16 protein-coding genes are annotated in these 13,748 nt (G+C 45.3%); 4 read left to right on the plus strand and 12 right to left on the minus strand.

Going from position 1 to position 13,748, the window contains the following annotated elements; all coding sequences use genetic code 11:
- Nucleotides 1-72 precede the first annotated feature (72 nt).
- Both A7975_RS05575 and A7975_RS05580 read left to right on the plus strand, forming a co-directional pair.
- The gene (locus A7975_RS05575; RefSeq protein ID WP_053376165.1) at nt 73-396 is read left to right on the plus strand and encodes a DUF5658 family protein; all 324 of its coding nucleotides are present in this window, start codon (nt 73-75) and stop codon (nt 394-396) included.
- 125 nt (nt 397-521) lie between these two features.
- Nucleotides 522-1,733 (plus strand): voltage-gated chloride channel family protein, encoded by a 1,212-nt coding sequence (locus A7975_RS05580; RefSeq protein ID WP_065384432.1) that lies wholly within the window; start codon nt 522-524, stop codon nt 1,731-1,733.
- Between the two features lie 63 nt (nt 1,734-1,796).
- On the opposite strand, the gene A7975_RS05585 is transcribed toward A7975_RS05580, so the two are convergent.
- The 12 genes from A7975_RS05585 to sleB form a co-directional block, all read right to left on the minus strand.
- The gene (locus A7975_RS05585) at nt 1,797-2,639 is read right to left on the minus strand and encodes an undecaprenyl-diphosphate phosphatase (protein WP_065384433.1); all 843 of its coding nucleotides are present in this window, start codon (nt 2,637-2,639) and stop codon (nt 1,797-1,799) included.
- A gap of 241 nt (nt 2,640-2,880) precedes the next feature.
- On the minus strand, nt 2,881-3,756 hold the full coding sequence (locus tag A7975_RS05590) for a radical SAM/SPASM domain-containing protein (RefSeq protein ID WP_053376168.1): 876 nt from the start codon (nt 3,754-3,756) through the stop codon (nt 2,881-2,883).
- A 133-nt stretch (nt 3,757-3,889) separates the two neighbouring features.
- Nucleotides 3,890-4,567, minus strand: a complete 678-nt coding sequence (locus A7975_RS05595; RefSeq protein WP_065384434.1) for a DUF4166 domain-containing protein — start codon at nt 4,565-4,567, stop codon at nt 3,890-3,892.
- Nucleotides 4,568-4,592: 25 nt separating this feature from the next.
- Nucleotides 4,593-5,498, minus strand: coding sequence for a DoxX-like family protein (locus tag A7975_RS05600; protein WP_065384435.1), 906 nt, complete (start codon nt 5,496-5,498; stop codon nt 4,593-4,595).
- Nucleotides 5,488-5,955 (minus strand): thiol-disulfide oxidoreductase DCC family protein, encoded by a 468-nt coding sequence (locus A7975_RS05605; protein WP_065384436.1) that lies wholly within the window; start codon nt 5,953-5,955, stop codon nt 5,488-5,490. Before A7975_RS05605 ends, A7975_RS05600 begins: the two co-directional genes overlap by 11 nt.
- A gap of 133 nt (nt 5,956-6,088) precedes the next feature.
- A complete protein-coding gene (locus tag A7975_RS05610; RefSeq protein WP_053376171.1) occupies nt 6,089-6,727 on the minus strand; it encodes a response regulator transcription factor in 639 nt (212 codons plus the stop codon).
- Nucleotides 6,728-6,751: 24 nt separating this feature from the next.
- The gene (locus tag A7975_RS05615; protein ID WP_065384437.1) at nt 6,752-8,065 is read right to left on the minus strand and encodes a sensor histidine kinase; all 1,314 of its coding nucleotides are present in this window, start codon (nt 8,063-8,065) and stop codon (nt 6,752-6,754) included.
- Nucleotides 8,066-8,205: 140 nt separating this feature from the next.
- Nucleotides 8,206-8,442, minus strand: coding sequence for a cold-inducible protein YdjO-related protein (locus A7975_RS05620; RefSeq protein ID WP_065384438.1), 237 nt, complete (start codon nt 8,440-8,442; stop codon nt 8,206-8,208).
- A 24-nt stretch (nt 8,443-8,466) separates the two neighbouring features.
- Nucleotides 8,467-9,555, minus strand: coding sequence for a lactonase family protein (locus A7975_RS05625; protein ID WP_065384439.1), 1,089 nt, complete (start codon nt 9,553-9,555; stop codon nt 8,467-8,469).
- A gap of 138 nt (nt 9,556-9,693) precedes the next feature.
- Nucleotides 9,694-9,894: a hypothetical protein gene (locus tag A7975_RS05630; protein WP_065384440.1), complete on the minus strand. Its 201-nt coding sequence runs from the start codon at nt 9,892-9,894 to the stop codon at nt 9,694-9,696.
- 27 nt (nt 9,895-9,921) lie between these two features.
- Nucleotides 9,922-10,641 (minus strand): DsbA family oxidoreductase, encoded by a 720-nt coding sequence (locus A7975_RS05635; protein ID WP_065384441.1) that lies wholly within the window; start codon nt 10,639-10,641, stop codon nt 9,922-9,924.
- A 166-nt stretch (nt 10,642-10,807) separates the two neighbouring features.
- Complete coding sequence (gene sleB, locus A7975_RS05640) at nt 10,808-11,464, minus strand: spore cortex-lytic enzyme (protein ID WP_082198071.1); 657 nt, start codon at nt 11,462-11,464, stop codon at nt 10,808-10,810.
- 327 nt (nt 11,465-11,791) lie between these two features.
- Here sleB and A7975_RS05645 point away from each other — a divergent pair, with 327 nt between their 5' ends.
- A complete protein-coding gene (locus A7975_RS05645; RefSeq protein ID WP_065384442.1) occupies nt 11,792-12,421 on the plus strand; it encodes an NAD(P)-dependent oxidoreductase in 630 nt (209 codons plus the stop codon).
- Nucleotides 12,422-12,625: 204 nt separating this feature from the next.
- Nucleotides 12,626-13,720 (plus strand): tyrosine recombinase XerS, encoded by a 1,095-nt coding sequence (gene xerS / locus A7975_RS05650; RefSeq protein ID WP_065384839.1) that lies wholly within the window; start codon nt 12,626-12,628, stop codon nt 13,718-13,720.
- Nucleotides 13,721-13,748: the final 28 nt, after the last annotated feature.

Raw genomic sequence — 13,748 nt, forward strand, 5'->3', positions numbered from 1 at the left:
TAGGAATGTTAATCCATATGAGTCATATGCATCTATTATGCGGTCTCGCGCAATTTTGTTTAGAACGGAGGCTTGGACGCCATCGCAGCTATCAAGGAATGGGATTTAAAATCATTGCTTTGGGGGCTTTTATTTCTATGTTTTGCCGACGCTGCGTTTACGGATATCGGACTTCGGCTTCATTTGATCGAGGAGCTTAATCCGCTCGTAAAAAAGCTTTATGAATGGAATTTGGCCGGCTATTATGCGATGAAGCTGCTGCTCCCTGTTCTGCTTATTCTCATTTATTACCGCATGAAAAACCGTCTTTGGATTAATCCCTGCATTCTTGTCACGGTACTGCTCTACTTCATCGTAAACCTGTATCATCTCATTTGGATTTCTTATATTGCTTAGCGTAAAGAAGCGCAGCTCTACTTCCGTGGAGAGGATTCTCTTTACCTCTTATTAGGCTGTTGTATAATAGCTATTATAGGTTAACAGCATTTCTCATTTATTCATGGAAGCTAAAGGAGTTTATCATGCTTGAAGCAAGGACGCTAACACCGCTCACGATCATTAAATTTGCGTTAAAATGGCTCCTGATCGCAGGAACGGTTGGTGTCTTGTCCGGATCTGCCTCCGCTTTTTTCCTAACTAGCCTCGACTGGGTTACGGAGACGCGAATGGATCATCCATGGCTGCTATGGCTGCTTCCGGCAGGCGGCGCATTAGTAAGCTATCTTTACATGAAATTCGGCAATGAATCCGGAAGAGGAAATAACTTAATTATCGAGCAAATTCACTCCGGCGATGGCGCAATTCCTTTAAGAATGGCTCCTCTCGTTTTATTCGGGACACTTACAACCCATTTGCTAGGCGGCTCCGCTGGCCGGGAAGGAACGGCCGTTCAAATGGGCGGAAGCTTATCCGAATGGGTTGGCCAACGATTCAAATTAGATCGGCTCGATCGTAAAATCATTCTGATGTGCGGGATCAGCAGCGGCTTTGGCGCTGTGTTCGGCACACCGCTTGCAGGCACGCTATTTGGTTTAGAGGTACTTACTATCGGACTCATTAGCTATGAAGCGCTGCTGCCTTGCTTTATCGCCAGCTATGTCGGTCATTTGACCGCCGCAGCCTGGGGCATTAAGCATCTTCATTACTCAATCGGTGCGGTACCTCCGCTCGACTGGCTGCTGCTGGTTAAGGTCGTTGCTGCCTCCGTTTTATTCGGTTTGGCCGCCCTGTTATTCACACAGCTTACTCGCAGGCTTAAGCAGTTATTTAGCAAATGGTTCAGCCACCCCGTCTTGAAAAGCGTGATCGGCGGTTTCATCATCATAGCTCTGGTGTATGCGCTAGGCACGCGTCATTATTTGGGACTTGGCATACCGCTTATCCAGCAATCATTCCATGAAGCCGTATCACCGCTTGTATTTCTTCTAAAAACGATATTTACGGCTATCACCCTTGGTACAGGCTTCCAAGGCGGTGAAGTAACGCCGCTTTTTGTCATTGGCGCAACGCTCGGCAGCGCGCTTGCCGGCTTGCTTGCAACACCCGTTCCGTTATTGGCTGCCATTGGGTTTGTCTCGGTATTCAGCGGCGCAGCTAAGACGCCAATCGCTTGCTTCATAATGGGAATTGAACTGTTTGGCGGCGATGGAGCTATCTATTTATTTATCGGATGCGTGATTGCTTTCTCATGCTCCGGACGAATCGGTATTTACGAAGCTCAAAAAACGAGGTGACCTCCTCAAAAAGCAATAATGGCCTGCTCCCTCTGATGGGATGCAGGCCATTCGTCATTTTTTTTAGAAATATACGATATAGATAACCGCTGCAAGCACGATCCGATAGATCGCGAAGGGAACCAGCTTGATTCTGTTAATGAGCTTTAAGAAGAAGCGAATCGAGAGTAGAGCAAATACGAATGCGCTCAGAAAACCTGCAATAAAGAAAGGCAAGGAGTTCAGCGTGAAATATTCCCAGTTTTTCGCGAGCGACAGCAAGCTTGCGCCCGCCATGATCGGAACGGCCATAATAAACGTAAAGTCTGCCGCTGCTCGGTGACTCATCCCAAGCAGTACCCCGCCTGAGATCGTTGATCCCGAACGCGAGAAGCCCGGCCAGAGCGATAAACACTGAATCAAGCCGACCGAAAGTGCTTGCTTGTACGAAATTTGATCCACCGTTTCCACCTTTGGTTTCGCCGGTCTTAGGCGATCCGCAATAATCATAAATACGGCACCGATAACGAGGCCGACAAGCACGGTCCGAATTGAGAACAAATACTCATCGATGTAGTCATCGAACAGGAGACCGAACACACCCGCTGGAATAAGGCCAACGATAACATGCGTAAGCTTCAGCTTTTTTTGCGGCCCAGACGTTGACTGGCTTGCTGTCTTGCTGCCACGGCCTAAACCTAGTAAATCAATGAACCGGTTCCGGAAAATAATGACAACTGCTAGAATCGATCCTAGCTGGATGACGATTTTGAACGTATTCGCTACGTATTTCGTCAAATACTGCTCCGATTGAAGCCACATATCGTCTACTATGACCATATGTCCCGTTGATGATACTGGCGCAAACTCCGTCAAACCTTCCACAATTCCCAGAATAATCGCTTTTAAGATGGTCAAAAAGTCCATGTGTGCTTGAATCTCCTAACTTTATAAATGATAGAAAAACGGTATAGAGCAGAACCTTTCAAATCATAACATAAAATACCCTCTTCCAACAAACCTCCAAAGTCACAAATTATTCGCTCATGACGTTTTTTGAAACTTGCTGGCGGTTAGTCGTTTAGTAGCAATTCTTCCTCTGCTAGACATAAAAAAATCGCCGCCAGCCCGCAATGGGCTAAACGACGACTCAACTTACTCAGGATTATCAGCCAAAACGCTGACGGTAACCGCATTTGCGGCAAAGCTCCTCGACTGCTTCCCTTCTGGAGAAGCCTTCATAGAGGTTTGTCGCCCGCTCATTCTCAATAATGTCGGAGAAATGCGTATCGTGGATGTTGCCAAGGTTGATGACACCTTCGCCATCCAAGCAGCAAGGGATCACCGTTCCATCTATGAGAATGCCTGCTTGATTGCGCAACGCATGACAGAACCCTTTGCCGTTATACTCAGGCTCCTTTAAATCCGGCCACTTGAACTCCGGATCTTGATTTAAGTAAATGCGTTCCGCAATTTTTACGCCTGAGCCGGGAATAAACTTCTCTTCGATTTTATAATCAAGATCAAACGCCTTCTCAATCATGCCGAGCAGCTCGCGGTTTTTGTTCTTCTGCTGATTCGTTTCGTTGTCCATATCCAGATTCCATAATCGGAAAGAAATAATGATGTTGCTGCTCGCTACCGCTTCCTTCACGAACGACAGGATTTCAGCCAGATAACCTTCTTTATTGGTTGATCCGGCATGGCCATCAAAGCTATGAAGGGAGAAATTAATTTGGCGCAGCGCCGGTTTATTTAACAGCTTTTCTTTATTTTTCGTAATAAGCGTTCCGTTAGACGTAATATTTACTTTGAAGCCCTTCTCATGGCTGATATCGAGCAGCTCGTCCATCTTCGGATGAAGCATCGGCTCGCCCTTCACATGAAAGTAAATATAATCGGTATGCGGCTTAATTTGGTCGAGCGTTTTTTTGAAGTCCTCTACTTTAATGAATCCCTTTGCACGAAGCGTAGGAGGACAAAAGCTGCAAGATAAATTGCAGATGCTTGTCGTTTCTATATAAAACTTTTTGAATCTTTTCATCCGTCACGAACTCCATTCCCATTGACTCAGCTGCTAACGATACGTAAGCTTAACCATCATTCCTATTGTCTCTATCGCTATTATACAACGACTAGCTATGAAGTGACAAAAAGGAATAAACGGCTGCTGCCGCCTATTCCCTGCTTTCATCCCGCAGCGGCTGAATCCCAACGGGAATCGCTTCTGGCTCTGTCTTAATAAAACTGGCTTGAAAGGCGCCTTCATAACGAAATATTTGCCCAATAATCGGATTCCGAACGTCAACCGTAATTTTGTAACAACGCTCGCCGTCATCATACCACTCATTTACTTCAGCACAGCCGGTAAATAATTTGGGAAAACGGAACTGCAGCCAGCCCTCGTAGAACCGCTGCTCGCCAGAGCGAATTCGAATGCCTCCGTTCGCATCTGCGCTTATGTCCAGGTCTACCGCCAGATGCTGTTTATTGCCTAAATAATCAACAATAAGCTCCCTTTGCCTGCTATACACCATCGTTGCATCAAAATGTCTAACCGAGCGTGGAAACTTGAATTTACGAATCCATGTAACCGTCTCGCGTCCGAACCGATCGATGTACGCATAGTTTTCGATGGTGAATGGGATATCCCTTCCGCCCTGCGGGAACATGATATGCCGAAACGTCCCGATAAACAAGGGCAGCGCAACAAGCTTGTTGAACCATATCCGCTTCATCACGCCATGCCCAATCGATGCCGTCTTATGTTCGCTGCAAAAGCCGAACCGCTGCTGAATCCGGGGATGAAGCTTGTAAAAGTCGGCACCAAGCACTTGCTCATAGATCGAACGCATGATGAACTCCCCCTCATATTTGAGTCTATTTGAAATGTCGCTTGCAGCGGCTTGCTTGCGGCAAATGCCGTCCGCTCCACCTTGCAATCAAGCATAAGCCAATCATCGGCAATGCGAGCGTTAACGGGTTAAAGGGCGACATCAGCACCCGAGGGTCATATAGAAGAGCTGGTAGAGTAAGCACAAGCAGCAGCAGGATTTGAGCGATATAAATGCCGTTTTTTCTATGAAATATAGCTGATATGATTCCGAGAGCAACTTCCCCTATACCTATAAAATGAACCATTAATAGCTCATTCCCTGCAAACCAGCCGACTTGCTTCATTAATGTCAGCTCTCCTGCATCTGGATAAAGAAGCTTAGGCACAATTCCTTCATAGAGCCATAGCAGCATAATAAAAATAACGCTCACATAATGGGTGATTGCCCGCTCGGCAGTGACAGAAGGCGGTATTTTCTGTTCCAGCCAAATGCGCAGCCGATCGAAGCTCCATGCAGTCGCGTAACCGAACAAAGGCCGGAAAATAAATCGGTCCAGCAAGCGCCCGGCAACTCCAAAACGCGTACGATAATCGAATAAGGTCATAAAAGTAACCTCGTTGTTATTGACCTTGTACTTCCAATATCCGCCGCCATGGCGGATAAGTGAAACCGGCTGCTCCGAAGCAAAGGATAACACTGATAATCGTTCGGACATACTAGGTGCAGGCGAATGGCTCGTTTCACCTGTGCCTTTTATTTTTAATCCGAACCCGATTCTGGTCTCATATAAAAAATTTTGTTTTTCATGCTCATTTAGTTTTGGCAAATAGCTAATTTCCGAGAAACGAAGATCCCACTGCTGATGAAGCATTGGCGATTGCGTATGCTCCCATAGCTCCTCTAACGTCGTGTGGATATCCAGCTCAACGTAGATCGGTTTATTTTTCATCCGGCAATTCCCCCGTACCTTCTACTTGTACGCCATCTTCGATAAAACGCGCGATCAGCTCTGGCGATGGCAGCATGCAAACGTCAGTCTGTCCAAACCACTTATAGCGGTTATTCGCAACAAAATCATAAACGACATTCCTCCATGCTCGCGGCAAGGCGATAAACAGATACATGAGCCGCCACCAGCCGCCAAGCCTGCGCAAAACACGCAAAGCCGCATCCGACTTCGTATAATAACGGCCATCTTGAACCATCACGAACGTGTCATAATCATGCGTAGACAGCTTTCCATTTATTAAAAGCCGTATCCCGACTGATGATTGCAGCATGGCAAACCGGAATGCTTTCGCTTTATCCCTTTTCGCTACAAAAATAGTGATTCGATTACAAAGCAGGCACCGTCCATCGATTAGCAAAACAGCAGGCTCATCTTGGTTTACACTAGTCCGACTCATTTTCCTCGCTTCCTCTCTTACTCATTTTAACCGCGAGTGCTGCAGCTTCGGCAGTTCCAACTTTTATAGTACAACGCGCAAAGGGGTACTACGTTTCGTAGTACCCCTCTCCCTATCGCGAGCTGCCAGAGCGCTATTCTTTATCCTCACGCTGGAATAGCCCTCTTCTTCTAACCTTCTCAATCGCTTCTTTGCTGCTTCGAACGCCAAACTTTTTCAGCATTTTGTTGACCTGATTTTTGAGCGTGCTTTCGGCTTTGAACAGCTTTTGCTCGATTTGCGATTGGGTGTAGCCCGCTTCAATGAGCTCGAACACCTCGCGTTCAGCACCTGTCAAATCCTTTAGCTGCTCCTCGCGCTTCAGGCGCGCAAGCTCCTTAAGCAAAGCCTCCATTGGAGCAGGATGATGATAGACGCTGCGAATCGTTTGCGGAAGCTCCTGAAAGCGTGTTTTCTCTAAGTACTGCAACGCGCCTGCCGTAAAAGACCGTGTCATCGATTGTTCATCATTTAATGACGTTAACATAATGATTTTGGCTGCTGAATGCTCATGCATCATCATCGCGGTTTGAATGCCATCAAGCTTGCTGCCCTCGAGTTGAATATCCATCAAGATAACGTCAAAGACAATCGTCCGAGCCATGCTGAGCGCTTCGTTCGAGTTCACGGCAGTCCCGACAACTAGCAAATCAGGCTCTCGATTCAGAAAGGAAGAGAGTGCTTTTAACCAATCCTCGTCATCTTCTACAATAAACACTTTAATATGGCTCAAGACTATTCCCTCCACAGTCCATCTTTAGAGTAGCTTTCTGCGCGGCCATATAAAGGCTACCCGTGTTCCGTGGCCTTCTTGGCTGGCAAGCTCCACTTTTGCTCCGCTCTTCTGCATAACGTTATAGACATAGGACAGCCCCAGTCCAAAATTTTTGCCGCTCTTCCCGCTGCTATAAAAAGGATCAAAAACTTGCCGTAGCTTATCTTCCGATATGCCTACCCCGCTATCTTGTACAGACAAAATAATCCCGCTTTTATGCGCAGCAAGCCTAATCGTAATCAATCCCCCGCTAGGCATCGCTTCACAAGCATTCATCAGCACGTTGCCCAGCGCTTCGCTGACATGAGTCGCATCACACAGGAGCTTGGGACGCACCTCATAATTCTCATTTACAGAAATACCCCGTTTGTTCATTAAACCCTTATTTTGCATAAGACACTGTTCGATGAGGTTATCTAGCTCCACAGGCTCTTCCACTAGTGTAATATCCTTCATTTGGCTGTGAATGCGGCTCATCATTTCAAGCATATGGGCCGAAGCATTCGTAATAATTTGCATATGCTGCTTGGTCTGTTCATTCGAATCGGGAATTATGCTTCTTAAATTTTCGGTACTAATGGCGATTTTGCCAATCTCGTTCTTAATCGTATGATTCAGCATGGCAGCGCCCGTACTGACTGCCCTCATCGTTCCCTCCAGCGGATCATGCTCAAAGCGCAGCTTGACGCCAAGGACACCGTACATAAATGTGCAAAGCAATGCGACCGCAAGCGAGTAAATCATAAAAACCGAAATATAATTAAAAAATTCAAAGTCCGGGGAAATGACCTTCGCCACATAAATGAAAAATAGAACGCCAAGCAGCGTCGGGACAATGATAATGACGGTTATAAACCGACTTCGCTTTAACCTTGCATCACGCTCTTTCCAAAACGAAGAAACTAATAAATAACATGCAATCAAATAATAAGGAGCGCTCCACAAAAGCAGAAAGTTGAAAAACCATTGCTTATTAACGTCTAACCATTCAAGACCAGCCATAAGAACGATCGGCAGCGCCAGTAACCATTTAGCCTTGCTTCTTGCTCGTTTAGATTCTATGGCTCTAGAATAGATTATGCTGAATACGAGAACGCCAAAGGGCGTTAAAGTGTAGTTGAGAAATTGCACCAGTTCGACTGCTCCGGGCAGCTTGCTATCAATAAATAAGTCGGACAGACCTCCAATTGAGGCGCAGCATAAGAAAAAAGCCGCCCATCGATTCGATTCGCCCTTTCGGTTGTTTAATATTACGATAACAGATGCTGTGAATAAGGCTAAAAAATAAAAGAGCATGCTTAAGTACCGTCCTGTCATCATTTGGTATGTCTATCGTAACATATTCGGACACAGGGAAGTCCAGCATTTGCGTTTTTCTAAACGAAAAAAGTCCCAATCCAAATTGTACGAATGGACCGGGACTTTTTATTTTCGAATCAATAATCCGATTTTGGTTTGCGTGGCTGAGGTTTCGGTTTGTTCTGCACAGCTGGCAAATGGCGCATGCTTCTAAGCATTGGGCCTTTGCAGATAGGGCAAGCTTGCTCGGAAGCCGCAAACTCATCTCTCACCCAAGCTTTGCAGTCCGGATTTTTGCATTTGAAAATTTTTGTTGCTTTTAATTTCGGTTTATCGTCTTCGCTAGTAGCCACGCTTATGTTTCCCCTTTTCATCTCTTTACTAATGCTATTAATTGTTTATAACGTTAAATAAATAGGAACGACACATACCGGTTTAGGTACTGTAACGCTTTTACCAGTAAAGAATAGTTTTCCATTGTCTTTATCAACCGTAAAGACAGCAATATTGTTCGTATCACGGTTTGCTGCAAGCAAGTAACGCCCGCTTGGCGTCAATGCGAAGTGGCGCGGATGGCCGCCTTCGACCGAAATATGCTGCACAAGCGACAATAAGCCTGTCTCGCCGTCAACAGCAAAAACAACGATGCTGTCATGACCGCGATTAGATCCGTACACATATTTGCCGTCAGCAGATATCGTAATTTCGGCACATGAATTTTCGTCTGCAAATGAGGCAGGAAGCGTACTTACCCTTTCCAATGCCTTTAATTCACCGGTTTTACTATCGTAGGAAAACGAAGTAATGGTTGAATCGACCTCATTAATGACATAGACGTGCTTTCCGTCCGGATGGAACGTCAAATGTCGCGGGCCTGCTCCAGGATGAAGCGCAACTTCGCTCTGACGAACAAGCTTACCGTTTGCAGCATCCAACGCGTATGTAACGATCCGATCAAGTCCCAAGTCTGATACGAGTAAATATCGGCCATCAGGGCTGTAGAACGAGGAATGGGGATGCGGACGATCCTGGCGTTCAGGATGCTGGCTGCTGCCTTCATGCTGCTGAACATCAAGTACTTGTCCAATGGCTCCGTCCTCTGTAATCTCAAGAAGTCCGATCATTCCGCCATGGTAGCTTGTAACCGTCAAAAACCGGCTGTTTGCATCACGTTGAATGTGGCAAGTCGTCGAATTAACCGTTATTTCACGGTTGATCAACTGTATGGTGCCTTTGGCGGCATCAATTGAAAAAGCAGCTGCCTCGCCAACTTTCACTCCAGCATCATTCACGGTCTCAGCGATGGCGTACAATAGCTTGCGGTTAGCATCTACATTAAGAAACGTCGGATTTTTGAGACCTGCAAACTCATCGGTCAACGTTAATGTTCCCGATTCCTCATCGAAAGCATACACATAAACGCCGCTCTCCTCTGCTTCCGCATAGGAACCTGCGAACACAAGCAGTCGTTGCTGTTCAACTGTCACGATTAATTCCTCCTATACATTAGCGTATCAGTGCACAATGACGAGCATCTGACTTCTTTGCCGTTATCTATTATAAGGCGAGATGGCATTCCAGACAATTAGCTTATTTTTTAAAATGCTGCCATACTTCATTATAACCTAAACAATATCCGATTTTCTGCTCCAGCTTTTACCGCTCCAGACAACCAAATCGCCGGGAACAATTTCCCCGGCGATCTTTGTGAGTGGTACTTCTATTTGTTTTCCATTAATAAGCATAATAACAGTCTGATCCTCTAATTTAATGATTTTACCAACCCGCTGAATGGCACAGCTGTTCTTGCTCGTAGAATCATCCATAAGCAGACCGCCTTTACTTCTGATTGATTATGACTTTGAGGAATCCGGAGCGCAAAAACCGTCCGAACAAACGACGTCAGCGTCCCCTTCATTTACTTGTATGAAAGCAGGATGCTTCTCTTCCCAGACTTTGTTCAGCGTATCCAAAAATACCTCTGGAGATTGAGCGCCGGAAACGGCATATTTGCGGTCAACGACGTAGAATGGAACGCCGCGAATGCCAAGATTGCTGCCTTCCTCTTCTTCAGCGCGGACAGCATCGGCGAATTGATCCGTTTGGAGCATTTGAGCTACAGCCGCAGCATCCAGTCCAACTTCAGCTGCTAGCACGGCTAAGCGCTCGCGGTTGCCGACATTTTCACCATCTGTGAAATAGCCTTTGAACAATCTTTCGGACATCTCTTTATCCTTGCCCTGTTGTGCCGCGAAATGTACGAGTCGGTGAGCGTCAAAAGTATTGGTAGACACCGTACCTTCAAAATGGAAAGCAATGTCGACTGCGGCAGCTTGCTCCGCCACGTTAGCCGTCGTTTCTTTTGCCTTTTCGATGCTCATGCCATATTTGGAAGCAAGCATGCTGTACGTGCTTATGTTGGAGTCTGGATCAGCGCTTGGATCCAGCTCAAAGCTGCGGAACACAACCTCGATTTGATCCTTGTGAGCGAATTTCTCAAGCGCCTGCTCAAACTTTCTTTTGCCTATATAACAGAACGGACATACATAATCCGACCAAATTTCTACTTTCATAATGGACACCTCCGATAATTTTTCAATAAAAGTGTGATGCTTTATTTTATATTGTAACACGTTTAGTTACGACTATGAAAACAGCTTTTCGACAAATTTTAAGAAAAAAAGAAAAAGCGATGCTCACCGCAAGCAATTTCGTTTGCTGGTGAGCATCGCATTTTTATTAAACTGCGAATATATGTCGGCCGATTTTAATCGTTTGCTTGCGTGACCAAATCCAATCGGATGTTGCTGTTTCAGGGTTAAAATAATACAAAGCCCCATTCGTTGGATCGTAGCCCTTAACCGCCTCTTGTGCTGCCTGATAAGCTGTTTTGTCTGGCGTTAGGCTGTACTGACCATCATCAACTGCTGTAAATGCCCTCGGCTGCTCGATAACGCCTTTAATCGAATTAGGGAAGCTCGAGGATGCCATTCTGTTCATGACTACAGCACCTACCGCCACCTGCCCCTTATACGATTCACCGCGTGCTTCGGCATAAATGATTCTTGCGAGCATATCAAGCTCGCTTTTGTTCACCGAAACCTTCTTGAGCGTTTCCCAAGTCTTCTTGCCAGCGACGCCATCAACCCCAATTCCGTATGCTTTCTGGAATCGTTTCAAGGAATCAAGTGTCGTTGTGCCAAAGTAGGTCGTAACATCCTTGTTAAAATAACCTAACGTCTTTAGTCGATATTGTAAATCAGGAACATCAGGCCCTGAACTCCCGACTTTTAATGTTGCTGGTGATGCGGCCTGTACGGCTTGCATTGGAATGCCAAATGCCATCATAAAAACAAGAATTAGTGCCATACTATATGGTATGAATTTTATATTCATCATAAAAGCAAAACCTCCCTTTTTTAAAAACCACACAAATTTTATGCAAAGCATATTAAGATTGGCAGCTGGTCGACTGACTCGTACGATTTTAGCACAGTTACTTTCGAATTGTAACCGAGAACCTAAAATTACATAGATTTACTAAATAAGTGTTTTGTAAAGATTTATAGCAAAGGATTGACTTATGAACTTAGTTGTAACTATAATAGTTACATGAAGCGAAGGCAGTCGCCTTTTATTTTTAATTTTGTTGTAACTATAATTGTTACATGATTGCCTTCTTAATATTAAGCTTTACTACATGAGAAAAAAGGAGTTTTTAAAATGAAAATAGCCGTTATCGGAGCAGCAGGCCGTGCAGGAAGCCGTATTGTGGAGGAAGCAAAAAATCGGGGCCATCAAGTAACCGCCATCGTTCGTGATCCTTCCAAGCTTGCAAGCACGCAAGGTATCGAGGTTTTAGTTAAGGATGTATTCGAAACGGGCGCAGAGCTTGCAGGGTTCGATGCCGTCGTCAATTCCTTCTCTGCAAAACCAGGCGCTGAACAACAACACGTTGACGTAATTAAACATTTGATCGCCTTTCTTAAACAAACGCCAGATACGGTCCTTTACAACGTTGGCGGCGCCGGCAGCCTTCTTGTAGACGACAATGGTACACGTCTATTAGAGACACCTGAGTTCCCAGCTATCTATTATGCAACCGCCAAAGCGCAAAGCGATCAGCTTGATGTGCTTCGCGGTGAAAAAGAGCTGAAATGGACGTTTTTCAGCCCTGCGGCAATTTTTGAACCAGGCGAAAAAACAGGCAAAGTGAAGCTTGGCAATGACCATTTCCTTCTGAACGATAATCATGAGAGCAAGCTAAGCATGGAAGACTATGCTTCCATCCTGCTTGACGAAATCGAACATCCTCAATTTCCAAATCAACGTTTTACAGCTATTAACGTTTAATTTTGGTTTTAGAAAAACAAGCCTCTCGGGAAGAGGCTTGTTTTTTTTGGCTGAATATCCCTATTTCCGTTGTCCGTCCCTTCCTCTCTTGTTACAATGAACCTATTCCTTTTCGCTTAAAAAATGATATTTGTTTACATAATTATTATTATGTTCTTTTAATGCCGTGAAGTAATTAGACAATTTATCAAAGGGGTGACTTTTATTAATATTTTGAAACAAAAGGATCGTGAAGAGCTCGACAAGAAGCTACCCTCTATGCCCTGGTATATCGAAAAATTTATTAATTATAAGCTGCCGGATCTATCCCCCTCCTCCCTTGTCGAATATATGAGAGATTATGAAACGTTTCTCCATTGGCTCATGGCGGAGGGGCTTTCAGAAGCTACCCAATTGAAGGATGTCGCATTACTGGAGCTGGAAAAGCTTCATATGGACAGCATTGACGGTTTCCGCATGTATTTATCGACGTATAAAGAGGAGCGCAACAGCAAAACAACGATCTCTCGCAAGCTCTCCTCCCTCCGTTCGTTGTTTCATTATTTAAGTCAAATTGCCGAGGACGAGGAGTTTTATCCGCTGCTGAAGCGCAACGTAATGGCGAAGGTAGCGATAAAGCGTACTCATAAGCCTAAGGACACTGCCGCCAAACTGGAAGGCAAGCTGCTTCAAGAGGAGGAAATATCGGAGTTTATGGCTTATATCAAGCAGCACTACGGCACGGATGTAGCCTCGAATAAACAAGCGCTCTACTCTTATGAGCTGAATATGACGCGTGATGCTTGTATTATAAGCTTCATTTTACACTCGGGACTGCGTGTTTCGGAGCTTGTAAACTTGAATATTGACGATATCGATCTAAAGAAAAAGTTATGCTACGTTTATCGCAAAGGTAAAAATGATGATACGTTCAAAACCCCCGTCTACTTCCGCCAAGAGGCAGTTGAGGATTTGCAGGCTTATATGACGCTGCGAGAAGTGCGATACAAGGCTCCTAAACGTGAAAAAGCGTTGTTTCTCGCAATTGCCAACGGCAAGCAAGAAGGCTCGCGCATGACCAAAAGAGCCATTCAAGAAATGGTCATCAAATATGCAAAGCGCTTTGGCAAGCCTTATTTGTCTGTCCATAAGCTGCGGCATAGCTTCGCTACCGACTACTACCTGCGGAATGATATTTACAAAACGCAAGAGCAGCTCGGACATGCATCGCCCGAAACGACGCAAATCTATGCTCATTTGACCGATAAAACGATGGCGCAAGCGATCGATCGCACGAAAAAAGAGGACGAGTCAAGCTAGCGTTGCTTTCACGCTTGCTTGGTCCGCC

The sequence above is a fragment of the Bacillus sp. FJAT-26390 genome (assembly GCF_001682865.1).
Lineage (GTDB): Bacteria > Bacillota > Bacilli > Paenibacillales > Paenibacillaceae > Pristimantibacillus.

What these genes read in the sequence shown, in the direction of transcription:
- A7975_RS05580 (WP_065384432.1), top strand. Translation starts at nt 522, where the DNA reads ATGCTTGAAGCAAGGACGCTAACACCGCTCACGATCATTAAATTTGCG.
- A7975_RS05585 (WP_065384433.1), bottom strand. Translation starts at nt 2,639, where the DNA reads ATGGACTTTTTGACCATCTTAAAAGCGATTATTCTGGGAATTGTGGAA.
- A7975_RS05590 (WP_053376168.1), bottom strand. Translation starts at nt 3,756, where the DNA reads ATGAAAAGATTCAAAAAGTTTTATATAGAAACGACAAGCATCTGCAAT.
- A7975_RS05595 (WP_065384434.1), bottom strand. Translation starts at nt 4,567, where the DNA reads ATGCGTTCGATCTATGAGCAAGTGCTTGGTGCCGACTTTTACAAGCTT.
- A7975_RS05600 (WP_065384435.1), bottom strand. Translation starts at nt 5,498, where the DNA reads ATGAAAAATAAACCGATCTACGTTGAGCTGGATATCCACACGACGTTA.
- A7975_RS05605 (WP_065384436.1), bottom strand. Translation starts at nt 5,955, where the DNA reads ATGAGTCGGACTAGTGTAAACCAAGATGAGCCTGCTGTTTTGCTAATC.
- A7975_RS05615 (WP_065384437.1), bottom strand. Translation starts at nt 8,065, where the DNA reads ATGCTCTTTTATTTTTTAGCCTTATTCACAGCATCTGTTATCGTAATA.
- A7975_RS05620 (WP_065384438.1), bottom strand. Translation starts at nt 8,442, where the DNA reads ATGAAAAGGGGAAACATAAGCGTGGCTACTAGCGAAGACGATAAACCG.
- A7975_RS05630 (WP_065384440.1), bottom strand. Translation starts at nt 9,894, where the DNA reads ATGGATGATTCTACGAGCAAGAACAGCTGTGCCATTCAGCGGGTTGGT.
- A7975_RS05635 (WP_065384441.1), bottom strand. Translation starts at nt 10,641, where the DNA reads ATGAAAGTAGAAATTTGGTCGGATTATGTATGTCCGTTCTGTTATATA.
- sleB (WP_082198071.1), bottom strand. Translation starts at nt 11,464, where the DNA reads ATGAATATAAAATTCATACCATATAGTATGGCACTAATTCTTGTTTTT.
- A7975_RS05645 (WP_065384442.1), top strand. Translation starts at nt 11,792, where the DNA reads ATGAAAATAGCCGTTATCGGAGCAGCAGGCCGTGCAGGAAGCCGTATT.